The following is a 19,202-nucleotide window of genomic DNA, read 5'->3' on the forward strand; positions in this document are numbered from 1 at the left end:
AAATGGGTCTGCAAACCTATAATTCCAAGCGCCGCTTTGACCAGACACCCGAACCGGAAGGCACCAAGGCCGAGACCGAAGGTTCGTCCTTTGTCATACAGAAGCATGACGCGCGGCGTCTGCACTATGACCTGCGGCTGGAACTCGACGGTGTCTACAAAAGCTGGGCTGTGACCCGTGGCCCCAGCCTCAACCCGGATGACAAGCGGCTCGCCGTGCACGTCGAAGACCACCCGCTCAGTTACGGTGAGTTCGAAGGCGTTATCCCAAAGGGCCAGTATGGCGGTGGCACTGTCATTTTGTGGGACCGTGGCACATGGCACCCCGTGGGAGATGCGAGAAAAGGCTACAAGAAAGGTCATCTCGAATTCGAACTCGAGGGCGAAAAACTGAGGGGGCGCTGGCATCTGGTCAAGATGCATGGAAAACCGGAGGAAAAGCGCGAAAACTGGCTTTTGATGAAGGTCGAGGATGAGGAAGCGCGCACCGGGAAGGGCACGGATATCCTTGTCGAAAAGCCGGATTCCGTCAAAACCGGACGCAGCGTCAAGGATGTCGCGGCAGACCCTGACGATACCTGGAACTCCAAACCGGTCAGTAAGAAGGCCAAGACGGCCTCACCGCAAAAGCAGGCGCATGATTTTCCAAAGGGTGCTCGAAAGGCAGGTGTTCCGGCATTCGTGCCGCCAGCCCTCGCCACGTTGAAGCCTAAGCCTCCTGCAGGAGACCGTTGGCTGCACGAGATCAAGTTCGATGGCTATCGGATCCAGGTCCATATCGACAAGGGCAAGGTCACGCTGTTTACCCGCAGCGGGCTGGACTGGACCGAGAAATTCGGCAAGGAGGTCGCCAGTGCCTTTGCCAAGCTGCCGGTCGAGAACGCCGTCCTTGACGGAGAGATCGTCGTGGAACGCGACAATGGTGCCTCGGACTTCTCCGCCCTCCAGCAGGATCTCAGCGACGGCAGGACTGACCGTTTCCATTTCTATGCCTTTGATATGATTCACCTTGATGGCCACAGCCTGCAAGCGGCAGAGCTGATGGACCGGAAGGCGCTTCTGGAAAAGCTGCTACCCTCCAACGACCCTGTACTGCGTTACAGTGAGCATTTCGAGGAAAGCGGCAGCATGATCCTGGATCACGCCTGCCGCCTAAGTCTCGAAGGTGTCATTTCCAAGCAGAAAAACAGCAAATATGCCTCCGGTCGAAAGGGCCAGTGGGTGAAATCCAAATGCTCCAGCCGGCAGGAATTCGTCATCGGCGGCTATACCCTGTCTTCGACGTCGGATCAGGCAATCGGGTCGCTTGCACTTGGCGTGCACGACAAGGAGGGGCTGCGCCATGTCGGGCGGGTTGGAACCGGATTTACCGCTGCCGTCGCCGAAAATCTGTTCAAGACCTTGAAGCCACTAACGCAGAAGGACAGTCCTTTTGCCGACAAGCTCACGGCTCTGGCGAAAAAAGATCTCGTCTTCGTCAAGCCGGAGGCCGTCGCTGAGGTGGAGTTTCGCACCTGGTCGGCGGATGGCAATCTGCGCCACGCCTCTTTTCGCGGAATGAGGGAAGACAAGAGCGCCAGCGAAATCACACGCGAGGATACGAAAAAGTCGGATCAGGCCGTGCCGAAGACGACAATCAAGTTCACCCACCCCGAACGGCTCTACTGGCCCAAGGATGGCGTAACGAAGGAAGGCCTTGCCGATTATTATGCGCAGGTGTGGCACCTCATGGCGCCCTATATCGTCGACCGTCCACTGGCGCTGGTTCGCTGCCCGGACGGGATAGACGGGCCGCATTTCTTTCAAAAGCACCCATGGCGCGGAACGAACAAGGCTATCGGCCAGATTGCAGACCCGAAAGACAAGAAGGGCGAACCTCTGATCCGCATCACGGATTTCGATGGACTTATGGCGCTGGTACAATCGGCAGCGCTTGAAATTCACCCATGGGGCGCAACCACGCGCAGCTGGGAAAAGCCTGACATGATCGTCATGGATATCGACCCCGGCGAAGATGTGGAATGGGGCGAGGTCATGGAGGCAGCGCTGGAGCTGAAACGCCGCTTCGAAGACGTCGGTCTGTCCGCGTTCCTCAAGACGTCGGGCGGAAAGGGCCTTCACGTCGTCAGCCCTCTCAAGCCGCAGGCGGGATGGACGGCGGTCAAGGCGTTCGCAAAACGCATGGCGGTTGATATGGGCAAGGCAGAGCCGGACAAATATCTGGCGGTGTCCACGAAAGCCAAGCGCAAGGGCCGCATCTTCATCGATTATCTTCGCAATGGCCGAGGCAACACGGCGGTTGCCCCCTACTCCACCCGCGCCCGTCCGGGCGCCGCCATTTCCATGCCGTTAGAGTGGTCCGAGCTTACCGATGAAATTGGCCCTGACTATTTCACGGTCGACACGATCGGCCCGCGCCTCTCTGCCATGAAACGCGACCCGTGGGACGGCTTCTTCTCCTCGGCAGAACCTCTGCCGAAATAGCCGCGGCGCAATGTCAGCCGCGCTTTTCCGAAGCGAGGCTTTTCTTGAGCGCATCCATGATGTTGATGACATTGCCACCGCTCTTGCGCGCAGCGGGCTCTTTACCCTTGGCAGCTTTTGTTTTTCCCTTTTCCTTGGATTTGAGCAGGGATTTTATCTTCTTCTGGACCGTATCCTGCGCCACCGAAGGCTTCCATTCGGTTGTGTTCTTTTCGATCCGCTTTTGCATGAGAGACATAAGCTCGGCGTCCATCTTCTTTTTCGGCTCAAGCGTATCGATGCTCTCTCGGACCTCATCGGAATAGCGAAGGGTCCACAAGATGATCCCCTTCCCGGCTGGTTCCAGCAGAACCGCGTGCTCGCGCCGGTAAATGACAAGGCGCGCGATCCCTGCGACATTGTTCGCCTTCATGGAATCGCGGATAACGCCAAAGGCTTCTGCTCCGATCTTGTCTTCAGGCTTCAGGAAATGCGGCCGGTCATACCAGATCCAGTCAATCGATCCTGCCGGAACGAATGTCTGGATGTCGATGGTGCGCGTGCTCTCAAGGCCAACTGCATCAATCTCCTCATCTTCAAGCAGGACATAGCTGCCGTCTTCCTTGGCGAACCCCTTGACTTGGTTCTTGTCGGCCACCTTCCGGTGCGTCGTGCTGTCGGCGTAAATGCTTTCCACCCGGTTGCCGGTGTTACGGTTGAGGATATGAAACCGGACCTTTCCGCTCTCCGTTGTCGCAGGTGTCAGAGAAACAGCCGCCGTGACAAGTGAAAGGCGCAGGTGCCCTTTCCAGAAAACATGACGTGGCATGATACAGACTCCCGCGTTGATGGATCAGGCATGAAACGGTCTAACCGCGACATCGTTGCCGCTGCGGCCAAAAACTTCACTTCCGCGCAGTTCCAGCGTTTCCGGCGCACATCATGGCTGCGGAACCATTCCCGAGATGTCGCTGTTACACAGGCGACGATCTGGCTTGCTGGAACACGTCACTGCTCAACCTTCCATCCACACGGAGACCTGTTTCATGACGCTGCCACAGCCCGTCCGCTATTCCGCAGACCTTGAGGAAATCAAACCGGACGAACAGGAGGTTATTGCCGACCTCAACGATACTTTCGATACCATCCTCAACAGAACCGCCGAGGATTACGGACACGCCGTCCGTTCCGTCCACGCAAAATCCCATGGCATTCTGGACGGAACGCTGGAGGTTGAAAACGATCTGCCTTCCGAGCTTCAACAGGGCCTTTTCGCGACACCCGCAAGCTACAAGATCTACATGCGTCTATCCACCAATGCGGGTGATATCCTGCCAGATGCGATATCCCTGCCGCGCGGCCTTGCCATGAAGGTGGTAGGCGTTGAAGGTCCTCGCATCGAGGGTGCGGAAGGATCGACGCAGGATTTCGTCATGGTCAACGGCCCCGTGTTCCAGACGCCCGATGCCAAGAAGTTTCACGGCAATCTCAAGATGCTTGCCAAGACGACGGATCGCATGGAAGGCACCAAGAAAGTCGTCTCCAGCGTCCTGCAGACTGTCAACACCGCGCTGGAGGCCGTCGGCATCGAAAGTTCCAAAGTCCAGTCCTTGGGCGGCGCACCCAACTCAGATCCGCTTGGCGAGACCTATTTCAGCGTCACGCCTTTCCTTTACGGAGACTACGTCGCAAAGTTCCGCTTGAAGCCCGTGTCGCAAGGGCTGGTGAAACTGACGGGACGCGAAATCGATACCAGCGTCAGCGACGATGCCATTCGCGAAACCGTCCAGGCGGAAATGCGCGACACGGCAGGCGAATGGTTGCTGCAGGTCCAGCTCTGTCGCGACCTGGAAAAACAGCCGATCGAAGACCCGACCGTGGAATGGAAGGAAGACGAAGCGCCCTTTACTACAGTCGCCCGCATCAAGGCGGGGCCGCAGGACAGCTGGTCGGACGCAAACGTGCAAAAGGTCGACGAGGAAATGCGGTTCAGCGTCTGGACGGGGCTTGCGGCGCACCGCCCGCTCGGCAACATCAACCGCGCGCGCAAGGATACTTACGAGCACTCTTCGCAATTTCGCGCAGCCTTCAATCGCTGCCCCATGCACGAGCCGACCACCTGAACGAACTCCCAAGATTGATGAAAAGGCGCGGCGTAATTGCCGCGCCTTTTTCGTGCCTGCCGTCTTTTCCAGACGAAAGGAGACTGGAACAGGCCGCATCCATTTAATTTAACTAATATGGAACGAATGACCTCAATGACGGTTAGCTACACACGGAGCTGTGAAGAACGGTCCGCATGAGAGGAAATCACCATGAAGAAGTTTATTCTTGCGGCAGCGCTGCTTAGCGCAACCGCACTGTCCGCTGCTGCCCAGACCTCAGCCCCTGCAACGACAACGCCGAGCACATCTGCTCCTGCCACGAGCACCGATGGCAATACGCCCGCTGTCGCATCGCCTGAGACGACAAATCCAACAGCACCGGTCGAAGGCGCAAACAGCTTTACGGAAGATCAGGCCAAGACCCGTATTCAGGAAGCTGGCTATACCGATGTCAAGGACCTCAAGAAGGACGACAAGGGCATCTGGATGGCAGCTGGAATGAAGGACGGCAAGTCCGTCATGATCTCCATGGACTACCAGGGCAACGTCGTCGCCAAATAATGGCCGACCGCTGACCTCGGGCAACCGCCCGGAAATGTCCCCATTTTTAAGGAACACATGATGAAAACAATTACTGGACTATTCGACGATCATGCAGATGCGCGCTCGGCTGTAACGGCCTTGGAATCTGCCGGTATTCCTTCCAAGGATATCAGCATTGTCTCCAACAATGCCCATAACCATCACGATCATGATGACGACTCAAAGGCTGCTGAAGGCGCCGGCACCGGTGCTGGCATTGGCGCAGTCGTCGGTGGCGCTGGCGGTTTGCTGACCGGTCTTGGCCTTATGGCGATCCCAGGCGTTGGCCCGGTTGTCGCAGCCGGCTGGCTTGCAGCGACAGCTGCAGGTGCGGTTGCTGGCGCAGTTGCCGGTGGCGCTGCTGGCGGCATCGTTGGTGCACTGACCGACTCCGGCGTGTCTGAAGAAGATGCGCATGTTTATGCCGAAGGCGTACGTCGTGGCGGCACCATCGTCACCGCCAAGGTCGATGACGGAATGATTGCCGAAGCCGAAGCCATTCTGCAGCGTTCGAACTGGGTTGATCCGGCTGCACGCCGCACCGCCTACAACGAGCAGGGCTGGGAAAAATTCGACGATACGCTTGATCCATACAATGCCGAGCAGATTGAAAAAGAACGCACACGCTACAACCGTCCGGGCCTGTAAGGCGCGATCGTCTGTAGCAAAGTCAGGACAATCGCAGTGGCAAAGCAACAAACTCCATTGGTCGCATCAATGGACGCTGTCAGAGGCACAACGTGATCTGTCGTGACCATATCTAGGGCCGTCCGAAAGGGCGGCTTTTCTACATCCGGCTCAGGCTGACGACGCTCAGCCGCCACTACGAGGAACGCACCATGGCCAAAAAACCGGCTACTCCCGCATCGATGCCTGAAATGGATGTCGTGACGATACACGACCAGAAAATGCACCGTGGACAAGGTGGAGAGCTTCACCAGATCGCAGAAGACGACGCTCCCGTCATGACGACCGCGCAGGGCGGCCCCGTTCTTGATGACCAGAACTCGCTGCGGATTGGCGCACGCGGTCCTCTTGTCATGGACGACTTCCATTTCCGCGAAAAAATGTTCCACTTCGACCATGAGCGCATTCCCGAACGCGTTGTTCACGCCAGAGGCTACGGCGTTCATGGATATTTCGAAACCTACGAGTCCCTTTCGCAATATACCAAGGCAGACCTGTTTCAGCGCAGGGGCGAAAAAACCCCTGTTTTCGTACGCTTCTCCACCGTGGCCGGAAACAAGGGATCGGCTGACCTGGCACGAGACGTTCGCGGCTTTGCCGTGAAGCTCTATACGCAGGAAGGCAACTGGGATCTCGTCGGCAATAACATCCCTGTATTCTTCATTCAGGACGCCATCAAATTCCCGGACCTCATCCATGCTGCAAAGCAGGAACCGGACCGTGCATTCCCGCAGGCACAGACAGCCCACGACAATTTCTGGGACTTTATCAGCCTGACGCCTGAGAGCATGAACATGGTCATGTGGATCATGTCGGACCGGACAATCCCCCGCTCGCTCCGCTTCATGGAAGGCTTCGGCGTTCACACCTTCCGTTTCGTCAATGCCGACGAAAAGTCCACATTCGTGAAGTTTCACTGGAAGCCGAAACTCGGTCTGCAATCCGTAGCCTGGAACGAGGCCGTAAAGATCAACGGCGCCGATCCCGATTTCCACCGCCGCGATCTCTGGAACTCCATTCAGGCGGGCAACTTCCCGGAATGGGAACTGCAGGTTCAGCTGTTCGACCAGGAATTTGCCGACAGCTTCGATTTCGACGTGCTGGATCCGACCAAGATCATTCCCGAAGAAATCCTGCCACCCAAGGCCATTGGCCGCATGGTGCTGGACCGGATGCCCGACAACTTCTTTGCCGAAACCGAGCAGGTCGCGTTCATGACGCAGAACGTGCCGCCGGGCATCGATTTCAGCAACGATCCGCTGCTTCAGGGGCGTAACTTCTCCTATCTGGATACGCAGTTGAAGCGTCTGGGCGGTCCCAACTTTACCCACCTTCCCATCAATGCGCCAAAGTGTCCTTTCGCGCACTTCCAGCAGGATGGCCACATGGCCATGCGCAACCCTGTTGGGCGCACCAATTACCAGCCGAACTCCCATGGTGAGGGACCAAGAGAGTCGCAGTCGCGCGGCTATCGTCATTTCCCTGCAGAAGAAAGCGGCCAGAAGGCACGTCTGCGTCCGGAAAGCTTTGCCGATCACTACAGCCAGGCACGGCAATTCTATATCAGCCAGACGGGCGCAGAGCAGCGTCACATCGCCTCTGCTCTAACCTTCGAACTCAGCAAGGTTGAGATACCAGCGATCCGCGAACGCATGGTCTCCCATCTTCTCAACATTGACGAAACGCTGGCCAATACGGTTGCGCAGAAGCTCGGCTTCCAATCCATGCCGGAAGCCGCAGATGCTGCCATGCCCACGCGCCAGGATCTTGCCCCTTCCCCGGCACTCAGCATCGTGGAAAACGGTCCCAAGCGTTTCGAAGGTCGCAAACTCGGTATTCTCGTGACCGATGGCGTTGACGTCGCCACCCTCAAGGCGCTTATCGATGCCGTCACCGCAGAGAAGGCGGTGGTTGAGCTGATCGCTCCGAAGGTCGGCGGTGTGAAGGCATCCGACGGGACGATGATCAAGGCCCATCACATGGTGGATGGTGGCCCGTCGGTCCTGTTCGATGCGGTGGCCCTGCTGACATCTTCCGAAGGGGTCGAAGACCTCGTGGACGAAGCAACGGCGAGGGATTTCGTGGCCGATGCCTTCCAGCACTGCAAGTTCATCGGCTACGTTGATTCGGCAATGCCCCTGCTTGAAAAGGCAGGCATCGCCGGTGCGATGGACGAAGGCGTCGTTGCGTTGGCGAAGAAGGCAGACACCAAAGACTTCGTGTCGAAGCTTGGCGACCTGCGCGTCTGGGGACGCGAACCCTCGGTAAAGCTTGGAAAGGCATCCCCTCCCGCCAAGTCCTGATACCTTTCGGCAAGGGCGCGTCATTGTTTGACGCGCCCTTTTTTTAACGTTCACAGGGTGGCGCACAGCGTGTCAGCATCAGGTCAATCCAAGCTCCGACGCATCGTCGTCATCAGTGATTTTCAAGGCGGAAGTCACTTTGCCGGGTATGTCCCGTCCGTTGAAGAGTTCGAGCGACAATGGCAAAACGGTGAGCGTGGCGCTCCCCCCGCCGCAAGCCCCACCCGGCCGGATTTCGACGTAGAAGGCGGCTATCTGGAGCGCCTGCCACTTGCCTGCGTCAAGGCAAATCTGGTCGATGCAGTGGAAATCTGGAGCCATTGGCGCAGTGAAGATGTGCCGCCTGCCAATCTGGCGGAGGCGCCGCTCGTCATCCGCCGTTCCTTTCAGATGAATGGTCCCGAAGCCCCCTTCAGCTCCAATGACATGCTGGCCCACATCCGCACATATGGAGCACCGGATATTCTCTGCGTCTGGGGTCTCGGCGTCTCGCGGGACATTCTGGAAGCTTGCTCGCAAAGCTATAAAATATATAATTCCATCGACGCCCCCGCCTTGCGAATACCCTCCGACGTCAGCCAGCATTTCGATCTCGTTCTGACCGGCGCGCAATGGCAATCCGACGTGGTCAATGACCGGCATCCGGGCATGAAGACCGCCATATTACCGATCGGGCCGGAATTTGCCTCCGACACCATGTTCCGACCCATGGGCGGGCCAAAACCCTATGACATCATCTATGTCGCAGCCGCCCAGACCTACAAGAGACATGACATTCTGTTCGATGCGATGGCGAGACTGCCGCGTTCAATCCGCGCCCTGTGCGTCATCGGCTATGGAGAATTGAGTGAGGAGTTGCGCAGCCGCGCGCGGGAACTGGAAATCGACGTGGATTTCATCGGCCCGCCCGGTGTCGATTTTCCCGAAGTCAACCGCCTGATGAATCTGGCAAAAATAGGCGTTGTCTGCGGTGTCGATGACGGTGCGCCAGCCATTTTGACGGAATACATGCTGGCTGGTCTGCCCGTTCTTGCCAATGCCGAACTCAGCTGCGGCCTGCAATATATCACGCCGCAGACCGGGCTCACGGCCCGTGCCGAAGTCTTTCATGAGGGGCTATCGGCAATGCTTGAGCGGCTTGAAACATTCACACCCCGGCAGGCTGTCATGGATCAGTGGACATGGCCGCATTCCGTTGAAAAGCTTCGAAAAATTCTTTTGCATCAAGAATATTAGAAAGTTTTAATTTTGCGGGAACATTGGGCATCGCGGCTTGTTTGAGTCCGTCCCTCAAACGCGGATGCGCCAATGAACCTTTCCAGTTCGATTCCCACACGATCTCACGCACTATCCGAGCGGCAGACGCCACTCATATGTTTTTCACACCTGAGGTGGGATTTCGTTCTCCAGCGGCCGCAGCACCTGATGGCGCGCTTTTCCAGGGAAAGGCCGGTGTTCTTCTTTGAGGAATACATTCCCACGGATCACCATCTGGCCTATCTCGAAATCCACCCCTTCGAGGGTACGAAGGTCAAGTCCGTGCGTCCCCGCGTTCCCCACTGGTGGAATGCCGCAGACCGCGAGCGCGCGCTTTCGAACCTGCTGGACGATCTTCTGGCCATGTATGGCGCAACCCGACCCATTCTGTGGTTCTACACGCCGACGATGTACAGCTTTGCGAGCCACATTGATGCGTCTGCCATCATTTACGACTGCATGGATGAGTTGGCCAACTTCAAGTTTGCGCCGCTTGAAATGAAGGAAATGGAAGCAAAGCTTCTCGCTGAGGCGGATGTTGTCTTTACCGGGGGCTTCAGCCTCTACGAAGCCAAACGCCACCAGCACGACAATATTCATCCCTTCCCGTCGGGCGTCGATGTGGATCACTTCCACTCCGCCCGCAAAGGCCGGACCGAACCCGCAGATCAGATGGCCATTCCCGGCCCCAAGCTTGGCTATTACGGTGTCATCGATGAGCGCCTGGATCTGGAGCTGATCGCGGACCTTGCCCGCGCGAGACCAAAATTGTCCTTTGTCTTCATCGGTCCTGTCGTCAAGATCGCGCCGGAAGATCTGCCGCGCGCTGAAAATATATATTATCTTGGTCAGAAGGACTACCACGAGCTGCCAGCCTATGTCTCTGGATGGCAGGCGGCCCTGATGCCTTTTGCGCTGAACAGCTCGACCCAGTTCATCAGCCCGACCAAAACCCCTGAATATCTGGCCGCGGGCCGCCCCGTCGTCAGCACGCCGATCAAGGACGTCATCCGTCATTATGGCGATCTCGATGGGGTCTTCGTGGCATCCGATCCGGAAAGCTTTGCCGCTGCCTGCGATGAGGCGCTTGGCCTTTGCGAGAAGGACCGCGCATGGCTGAAGCCGGTCGATGCAAGGCTTGAGGGATCATCCTGGGACCGGACGTTCTCTTCGATGAAGGGCCTGATGGAAGACGTGATGTTACGCAATCTCTACCCCGCAATTCCCGCCAAGCAACCCCTTTCAAGACCAGCAAAGGTGAGCGCTCTTGCCCATGGTAACGCCGTGGCTGCAACCGACCTATGAGCAGAGCGGGTCGACGGATTGTTCTCGCGACAGAAAGTCTCGATCCCTCAGGCATGGGTGAGCACATGCTTGCCCTCGCCAGGGCGCTTCAGCCCGACTGGGATATCGTGATTGTCGCACCCGAAACACATACGGGCGAGCTTACATCAAGGGCCGCCCGTTTTGGCATCGCAATCAAGACAATCGATGAGATGGACAGCTTCACGTCCTGGCTGACTAAAGCCGGTGTCGACATTCTTCACGTCCACGCCGGTATCGGCTGGGAAGGACATAATCTGTCGCGGGCCGGTGCCACTGCGGGTGTCCCTGTTATCAGAACCGAGCATCTTCCCTATCTTCTGACCGATCCCGACCAGAAGGAACAGTATGAGCGCGAATGTGCGCTTCTTGCTCATCGCATCGTCGTGTCTGAAGCTTCCCGTGCCAGTTTCGAGCATCAGGGCGTAGCCTCGGGCGAGATAAGCGTGGTGCGCAATGGCACTTTTGCGCTCGACCCGGATGCCGTTTCCGATGCGGACGCGATCGAAGGGCTTGAGGGCAAAAGGGTTCTTCTGACCGTCGCCCGCTTCTCCCGGCAGAAGGATCACGCCACTCTCATCAGGGCCCTGCCCGGCGTGCTGGCTGCCCATCCATCCACAGTCCTTCTGCTTGTCGGGCGTGGAGAGGAGATGCAGGCGGTCCGTTCGCTTGTGCAGGAACTGTCATTGACCGACCATGTCGTCTTCGCCGGGCACAGAACGGATGTCGCACACCTGATGGCGCGCGCCGATATCTTTGTTTTGCCCTCGCGCTTCGAAGGCCTTCCGCTCGCGTTGCTGGAAGCCATGTCCATCGGCACACCCGTCGTCGCCACCAATATCGGCGGTAACGTGGAAGCGCTGGGGCATGACCACCCGTTTCTGGCTGAAAGCGGCAATGCCGATGCCCTCGCTTCCATGCTGATCGAGGCTCTCGACAACGACGCTCACGCAAGCGCCGTCGGAGAGGCGGGACGCCAGAGATTCCAGACCCAGTTTTCAGCTGATCGCATGGCGCACGAAACCGCCAGCATCTACACGCACGTGCTTTCGCAGGCACCGCGACATTTACAAGGACATGCTTCCATGGACAAGACACGTATCGGCTTCATCGGGGTCGGCGGTATAGCCAACCGCCATCTGGACATACTCGCAGGCTTTGAAGACGTCGCCGTGGTCGCTTTCGCCGATCCGGATTTTTCCCGCGCGGAACAGGCCGCCGCACGCTTTGGCGCGCGCGCCTTTGAGAGCCACCGTGCGATGCTGGACGCAGAAACGCTTGATGCCGTCTACGTCTGCATTCCACCCTTCGCCCATGGTGAAGCGGAGCGTGATCTGATCGCTCGCGGCATCCCGTTCTTCGTTGAAAAGCCGATCACCCTCGATCTTGGGCTTGCGGAAGAACTCAGTGCCGCAATCGAGGCTGCCAATCTGATTACCGGCGTCGGCTATCACTGGCGCTATCTCGATACGGTCGAAGAAGCGCGCAACCTGCTTCAGGACAATCCGGCGCAACTGCTTTCCGGTTACTGGCTGGACCAGACCCCGCCCCCGCAATGGTGGTGGAAGGAAGACATGTCCGGCGGGCAGATGGTCGAGCAGGCAACCCATATCATCGATCTTGCCCGTTATCTGGTCGGTGAAGTCACCCAGGTCTACGGCAGCGCGGGTTTCAAGGACCGCCCCGAATTTCCGGGCCTGGATGTCCCGGTCGTGACCACCGCCAGCCTCACCTTTCAGTCGGGCGTCATCGGCAACATCTCCTCATCCTGCCTGCTCGGCTGGAGCCATCGAATTGGCCTCAATATCTTTGCAGACCGGCTCGCGATCGAACTGACCGATCATGACATCATGGTGGATGTGGGCGCAGGACGTCCCGTTCGTCATGCCGATGGTGACCCCGTCTGGCGCGAGGACCGTGATTTCGTCGATGCCGTCAGAGGTGGCGAAAACCATATTCGCTGCAGTTACGAGGACGCGCTTGCCACCCACCGCGTGGCTCTTGCCGTCGTTGCTTCCGCCAGGGATGGAAAGCCGGTCACGGTGGAACAGCCGCTGCTCGACAGAAATCCGCCTGCACCGCTACAGTTTCAGCCCCGTCCCGAAGTGCACCACGGTCTGCCGCCGGGGCATCGGATGGTCCGCTCGCTGGGCATAGAAGCACCCGGAAAATCCTACTTCTTCGAATATGAAGAAGGTCCCCCCGGCGATGATCAGGTCCGGCTGGATACACTTTACACCGGCCTGTCAGCGGGCACGGAACTCACCTTCATGAAAAATACGAACCCCTATTTCCATTCCCGCTTTGATGCGGGGCGCGGGGTCTTTATCGAGAACGAGGCGGATCTGCATTATCCCGTCCCATTCCTCGGCTATATGGAAGTGGCGCGTGTGACAGAGAGCCGTTCGCGGGACTTTCAGCCCGGCGCGGTTCTGGCGACAACCTATGCCCACAAGAGCGGACACACCGCCAATCCCTTCCATGACGTGCTGGTTCCCATGCCTGACGACCTGGACCCGATGCTGGGTGTCTTCGTCGCCCAGATGGGGCCGATTGCGGCCAATGGCATTCTTCACGCGGATGCGGATGTGCTGGGCAGCAATGTCACGTCTTTCGGCGCAGGCATTGCCGGGCGCTACGTCATGGTCATCGGTGCGGGCACCGTCGGTCTCATGACCGCCCTGTTTGCGCAAAACGCCGGTGCTCAAGCCGTCATCATCGCGGATCCCTCGGAGTTTCGGCGTGCCAAGGCCGAAGCCATGGGCCTGATGGCCATGACGGAAGATGCGGCCTGGCAACATGCAAAGTCGCGCTGGCACAATGGCGGCACGGACCGCGGCGCGGACTTCGTCTTCCAGACCAGAGCCCATTCGGACAGCCTGCATGTGGCGCTGAAGGCCCTTCGCCCGCAGGGCACGGTCATCGACCTCGCCTTTTATCAGGGCGGCGCCGACCGGCTGCGGCTGGGTGAGGAATTCCACCATAATGGGCTCAATATTCGCTGCGCGCAGATCAATCGCGTCCCCAGAGGGCTTGCCGGTCAATGGGACAGGCGGCGTCTGGCACATGAGACGGTCGGGCTTCTGAAACGCCGGGGTGCCGACATCCGCGAACACATGATCACTCATGTCGTACCCTTCGAAGAAGGCCCGGCATTTCTGGAGGACCTTGTCGTCCACCGCCCGGAATTCCTTCAGATCGTCTTCAAGGTCCACGCATGATACCCCAACAACCGCCCGTCCGTATTCTCTTCGTCTTTGCATGGCTTGTCGTTGGCGGCGAGGAAACCGAAGTTCGGCTTCTCGCTCGCAATCTTGATCGCAGCCGTTACCGGCTGGATGTGGTGGCCTGTTTCCACAAACCCAACATGCCGCACCAAACCCATGAGCAGCTGACGGAGCTTGGCGTGGATGTGGATACCACGCCCTATTCCCTCTCTTTCGAGGATACGGTCGCTTATCTCGCCAACAAGGTGTCGGCCTACGATATCGTGGTCTCGTGCCAGAACGTTGCCGATATCTACCCGGCGCTGGAGCGTCTGCACCTTCGCCCGCCATTGATCGAACATGGCGGTCTGGTCTCTGAAGCGCTGGCCGGGCCGAAGCACTTCACCAGCCGCTATGTCGGCGTCTGCCGCTCGATTTGCGACGCAGCGAAGTCGATCATGCCCGAACGCAGCGACGATGTCATCGAAATCCCTTCCATGGTCGACCTCGGCGAATTCAATCGCACGACCCGGGCGCAGCTGCGCGCATCCTTCGGGGTCGGTCCGCAAAGCCCGCTCATTGGCTGGGTTGGCAGGCTCGACCCCAAAAAGAACGTCGAGGACTTCATCGAGGCAGCGGCACTGGTCCATGCCGAAAATGCAGACGCTCGCTTCGTCGTCATCGGCGGGCCGGATGCCTTCATGCCCGACTATGCCGAAAGATTGCAGGCGCTTACCAGAGCCAGAAAACTGGACAGCGCCCTCACCTTCCTCGGAGATCGCAAGGACATCCCTGCCCTCCTGCCGGCGCTCGATATCTTCGTCTGGCTTTCCAGAGGCGAAGGGATGCCGCATGTCATTGCCGAAGCCGGAGCAGCCAGCCTCCCTGTCATCGCGACGCCTGATAATGGCGCAAAGCAGCAGATCGAAGACGCCGTATCAGGCATTTTCGTGCCCTATAACGATCCGGCATCGGTCGCACGCGCGATGGAAAAGCTCATCGCATCACCCAGCCTGCGGCAGAACCTTGGCGGCGCTCTCCGTCACAAGGTGGAAACCGCCTACAGCGCCGCCGCAGTCGTTCCGCAATGGGAAGCGCTGTTTGAGGCTGTGTTGCGCGAGCGCCCGGCGCGCGGCCCCACCGGGCTGTTCCAGTCCTTTCTCCAAGGCGGGTTTGAATGCTCCACCCACAGGCTTCGCCCTCGTGAGGGACAGGACAAGGGCAAGCGACTTGATGTGATTGCTGCCACGGATCACGATATTCACACGGCGGCGGATTACCGGCAACTTGCCTCCCACGCCATAAGGACGGTCCGCGATGGCCTGCGCTGGCACCTGATCGAGCTTTCGCCCGGGCAATATGACTGGTCCAGCTTCACCCCAATGTTGAAAGCGGCAAACGATACAGGAACCCAGGTCATCTGGGATCTGCTGCATTATGGCTGGCCTGATGATATCGATATCTGGTCGCCGGAATTTGTCGAACGCTTCGCGCGCTTCGCGGCGGCGGTTGCACAGGTCGTGAAAGACACGAGCGACGGCGTCCCCTTCTATTCGCCCGTCAACGAAATCTCGTTCTTCTCATGGGGCGGCGGCGATGCGGCCTATCTCAATCCCTTTGCCCACGGTCGCGGCTTTGAACTCAAGGTGCAGCTGGCAAGAGCGGCCATTGCAGCCATGGACGCGGTGCTTGCCGTCGATCCACGAGCGCGGTTCGTCCATTGCGACCCCATCATCAATGTCATCACCGATCCGTCGCGGCCGTGGGAACGGCCCACCGCAGAAGGCCACCGCCAGTCGCAATTTCAAGGCTGGGATTTGCTGTCAGGACGCATGTGGCCGCAGATCGGCGGGGCCGCCAAATATCTCGATATCATCGGTGTCAACTACTACTTCAACAACCAATGGATCCATGGCGGCCCGCCCATCGACATGGACCACCCGCTCTACAAGCCCTTCAGAACGATCCTCGTCGAAACCTACGCCCGCTATGGCAAACCTATCTTCATCGCCGAAACCGGCATAGAAGGCGACCGCCGCGCAAGCTGGATGACCTACATCCACACGGAGGTCGAGGCGGCCATGAAACAGGGCGTGCCCGTCGAAGGCATCTGCCTCTACCCCATCGTCAACCACCCCGGCTGGGACGATGACCGCGCCTGTGAGAATGGCTTGCTCTCGGCAGGCCTGGTGAATGAGGGACGCGAGGTATATGCGCCGCTTGCAGAGGTCTTGCGTGGAGTTTCCAGTGTGGATGAGAGGTAATTGGACCGCGCCAATTACACCACCACTGGTTTCCTCGCCGCGCCAGACCACGGTAGCCGGAATAGAAAGAATGAAAGGCCGATACGGTCAAAAAATCTTTTTATAACTACGGGAAGAACGACAGCAGCCAGGAAAAGAACCACTGCCAGAGAGAGCCTGCTGGCAGCGTGGTCCGGCCAGTTATATTGGGTAGCCATATGCGCGACCCAGCTGATAATCATTAAATGCATCACGTAAATCGGCAATGTGTTATGCCCGAAGAAGCGCGCGACAGAGCCGAGCAGACTGTTTTCCAATCTGACCGCAATCCCGATCAGTGCCAACACTCCAGCAACAGCTGCCGCAAGTTCTGCGGGCCCATCGATCCACCAGTAGTATGATCGCCAAGCCAGCACCGTCAAAACCGCAAACACCGGTGTGCCCAATGCGATCAGCCTTAAAGGCATATCGCTGAGACGCAAAATCAGGTGCTGGAAGTGGCACGCAACGTAAAAGAACACAAAATATTGCAGGATGTTGGCGAAGGAAAACAGCATCGGAACGATGCCTGAGAAACCGATCACAGAAGCCAGTATCCCGATCGGGATGACAACGCGTTTAGGAACAGACTCGACGCATTTCGTCAAACTGTAGAAGATTGCGAGAGCCCTTAAAAACCACGCGCCGGTCTCTGGAGCGACAAGCGAAGAAATCAGCCATGTCCAGTCGTTGCCTTCCAAAGCCGCGAGGCGATTGGGGACAACGTTTCCGAAGAAGCTGAAGCGTAAGACAGACCAAAGGACGAAAAGATACGCGTAAAAACCGATGCGCTTCTCAAAAAGATAAAGCCAGGGTCTGTTGACGGATGAACGCGCCACAAAACCCGCTGCCAGGAAGAATGCCGGCATTCGTATCGGCGTCAGCAAGGCGTTGATCTTCATCAGCCATGTGATTGAATAGCCATAAGCATCCATGATCAGGCCGACATGATATATTGAAACCATCAATATAGATGCGCCTTTTACTGCGTCCAGCCAATCAATTCTTGGTTTATTCAAAAAAATTATCTCTTACGCAATACAACAAAATAATCTAGATGACGTCCCGTAGGCTAAGATAAACGTCACAGTCAAGCATACGCCGCGCTTTAAGGTAAACACTTAGGCCTAGATACTAGATATACATGCGTGAGAACTGCGGACTTTCTTCTATAAGTTGCAGTGATTACCACTGCGGATGTGGTGATAATCTCTCACGTAGATTTCAGGTGAACGAAGTTTAAAACGCACCAAAGACAGCTTTGAGTAATCCGTTTCTTCAATCGTCAGGTTCGTTTCTGGAGCAACAAGCAGAATTGCCAAGCCAAGCCGACATGTTCTCGCCGCCGAAATGAGGCTATCAACCAGCCGCTCGTGAGTAACAGCACCGTTTAAAGGAAAAGGCCAAGGCAAGAGGTCTCACAAGTGGCTGCCTACCTGCTCGGAGCACGGTTTCGCGGGAGACACACATCTACGTGCTTCACCGAAACGGAACTCACATTCTCTTCAGGTCAAACAAGGAAATTTGGTAGCGGGAGAGGGACTTGAACCCCCGACACGCGGATTATGATTCCGCTGCTCTAACCACCTGAGCTACCCCGCCACAGGGAAACGTGACAGCGATGTGACCGCCCGTTCCATCAGGATGAGCGGCTTATAAGGTGCCGCTCCCCAAAGTGTCAAGCGCAAGATGCGCAAAAACGTTGCTTTCTGTCAGCTAACGAAAAGCTCAATGCTTTCAGGCCGCAACCGGCTTTTCCAGCAGCGCCTTCAACGAGGCTTCCGCATCGCTTGAGCGTTCCGACCGCTCGATAAAGCCGCCGCCGTAGACGCGTGCGTCAGCGCCGGGAGCGGAATAGAGCACGCAGGCCTGTCCTGGCGCCACACCGGCCTCACCAATGGCGAGATCGACATAGACGCCCTTCTCATCGGCGTGGAGTGTGGCCTCGCCCGGAGGGCGCGTGGAGCGGACCTTGGCAAAGCAGCTAAAGCCGTTGCGCGCGTCGTCCGCAAGATTACCATCACCCAGCCAGTTCACATCGCGAAGATAGACGCGGTGCGTTTCCAGCGCCTCGCGCGGGCCGACGATGACACGGCGGCCACGGGCATCCAGATGCACCACATAAAGCGGCTCGCCCGTTGCAACGCCAATGCCCCTGCGCTGGCCGATCGTGTAGTGCACGATTCCATCATGACGCCCCAGCACACGCCCGTCGAGGTGAACGATATCGCCCACCAGCGCCGCGTTTGGCTTCAGCTTGTTGATGATATCGGTATATTTGCCCTGCGGCACGAAACAGATATCCTGGCTGTCAGCCTTCTTGGCAACGACCAAGCCCATCTCTTCCGCCAGTTGGCGTGTCTCGGCCTTGGAAAGCCCACCAAGCGGAAAGCGCAGATAATCGATCTGCTCCTGGGTCGTCGCAAACAGAAACCAGCTCTGGTCGCGGTCACTATCGATCGGGCGATAGAGAGCGCGCCGGTTGGGATGCCCGGGAACAGGGTTCAGCCGTGAACGGATATAGTGGCCGGTCGCCAGCGCATCCGCCCCCAGCTCCTGTGCCGTGGCCAGAAGATCGGCAAACTTGACGGTCTGGTTGCAGGCCACGCAGGGAACGGGCGTTTCGCCCATCGCGTAGGCTTCCGCAAAGGGGTTGATGACCGTCTCGCGAAACCGCGCCTCGTAATCTAGCACATAATGGGGAATACCGAGCGTTTCGCAGACCCGGCGGGCGTCATCGATATCCTGCCCCGCACAGCAGGAACCGGCGCGATGCACGGCTGCACCGTGGTCGTAGAGCTGAAGCGTGATGCCGAGGACGTCATAGCCCTCCTGCTTGAGGATTCCCGCCACCACGGAGGAGTCCACGCCGCCGGACATGGCGACGACAATCCGGGTGTCTTCCGGCCTCTTATCAAAGTCGAGCGTGTTCAAAGCTTTTCCAATCGTCAGTCATACCGGGGGTCAAGGCCCCGCCGCCTGTCGTATTTTCGAA

11 protein-coding genes, 1 tRNA gene and 1 pseudogene are annotated in these 19,202 nt (G+C 58.0%); 9 read left to right on the top strand and 4 right to left on the bottom strand.

Features of this window, described 5'->3' with window-relative positions:
- Positions 1-2: 2 nt before the first annotated feature.
- Positions 3-2,483, top strand: a complete 2,481-nt coding sequence (gene ligD, locus QRN85_RS16280) for a DNA ligase D (protein WP_284759335.1) — start codon at positions 3-5, stop codon at positions 2,481-2,483.
- A 13-nt stretch (positions 2,484-2,496) separates the two neighbouring features.
- On the opposite strand, the gene ku is transcribed toward ligD, so the two are convergent.
- Positions 2,497-3,291 carry a non-homologous end joining protein Ku gene (gene ku / locus QRN85_RS16285; protein ID WP_284759336.1) on the bottom strand — a complete coding sequence of 265 codons (795 nt, stop codon included), beginning with the start codon at positions 3,289-3,291 and terminating at the stop codon, positions 2,497-2,499.
- A gap of 217 nt (positions 3,292-3,508) precedes the next feature.
- Here ku and QRN85_RS16290 point away from each other — a divergent pair, with 217 nt between their 5' ends.
- From QRN85_RS16290 to QRN85_RS16325, 8 genes and pseudogenes are all read left to right on the top strand, one after another.
- Positions 3,509-4,585, top strand: a complete 1,077-nt coding sequence (locus QRN85_RS16290; protein WP_284759338.1) for a catalase family protein — start codon at positions 3,509-3,511, stop codon at positions 4,583-4,585.
- A 192-nt stretch (positions 4,586-4,777) separates the two neighbouring features.
- Positions 4,778-5,128: a PepSY domain-containing protein gene (locus QRN85_RS16295; protein ID WP_062584742.1), complete on the top strand. Its 351-nt coding sequence runs from the start codon at positions 4,778-4,780 to the stop codon at positions 5,126-5,128.
- Between the two features lie 60 nt (positions 5,129-5,188).
- Positions 5,189-5,797, top strand: a complete 609-nt coding sequence (locus QRN85_RS16300; RefSeq protein ID WP_062584740.1) for a general stress protein — start codon at positions 5,189-5,191, stop codon at positions 5,795-5,797.
- 221 nt (positions 5,798-6,018) lie between these two features.
- Positions 6,019-8,139 (top strand): catalase, encoded by a 2,121-nt coding sequence (gene katE, locus QRN85_RS16305; RefSeq protein WP_502870794.1) that lies wholly within the window; start codon positions 6,019-6,021, stop codon positions 8,137-8,139.
- A 69-nt stretch (positions 8,140-8,208) separates the two neighbouring features.
- Complete coding sequence (locus QRN85_RS16310; RefSeq protein ID WP_284759341.1) at positions 8,209-9,375, top strand: glycosyltransferase; 1,167 nt, start codon at positions 8,209-8,211, stop codon at positions 9,373-9,375.
- A gap of 72 nt (positions 9,376-9,447) precedes the next feature.
- Positions 9,448-10,632: pseudogene (locus QRN85_RS16315) on the top strand (glycosyltransferase family 1 protein); the annotation flags it as partial.
- 65 nt (positions 10,633-10,697) lie between these two features.
- On the top strand, positions 10,698-13,940 hold the full coding sequence (locus QRN85_RS16320) for a glycosyltransferase (RefSeq protein WP_284759343.1): 3,243 nt from the start codon (positions 10,698-10,700) through the stop codon (positions 13,938-13,940).
- Positions 13,937-16,189 (top strand): glycosyltransferase family 4 protein, encoded by a 2,253-nt coding sequence (locus QRN85_RS16325; RefSeq protein WP_284759344.1) that lies wholly within the window; start codon positions 13,937-13,939, stop codon positions 16,187-16,189. The genes QRN85_RS16320 and QRN85_RS16325 overlap by 4 nt, the downstream gene beginning before the upstream one ends.
- 14 nt (positions 16,190-16,203) lie before the next feature.
- Here QRN85_RS16325 and QRN85_RS16330 read toward each other — a convergent pair whose 3' ends face one another.
- The 3 genes from QRN85_RS16330 to mnmA all read right to left on the bottom strand — a co-directional run bounded on the left by QRN85_RS16330 (position 16,204) and on the right by mnmA (position 19,141).
- On the bottom strand, positions 16,204-17,226 hold the full coding sequence (locus tag QRN85_RS16330) for an acyltransferase family protein (protein ID WP_284759351.1): 1,023 nt from the start codon (positions 17,224-17,226) through the stop codon (positions 16,204-16,206).
- A gap of 506 nt (positions 17,227-17,732) precedes the next feature.
- Positions 17,733-17,809: transfer RNA gene (locus QRN85_RS16335), tRNA-Met, on the bottom strand.
- A gap of 135 nt (positions 17,810-17,944) precedes the next feature.
- A complete protein-coding gene (mnmA, locus tag QRN85_RS16340) occupies positions 17,945-19,141 on the bottom strand; it encodes a tRNA 2-thiouridine(34) synthase MnmA (RefSeq protein ID WP_062584589.1) in 1,197 nt (398 codons plus the stop codon).
- Between the last annotated feature and the right edge of the window lie 61 nt (positions 19,142-19,202).

Source organism: Agrobacterium sp. fls2-241-TYG-188a, from assembly GCF_030209845.1.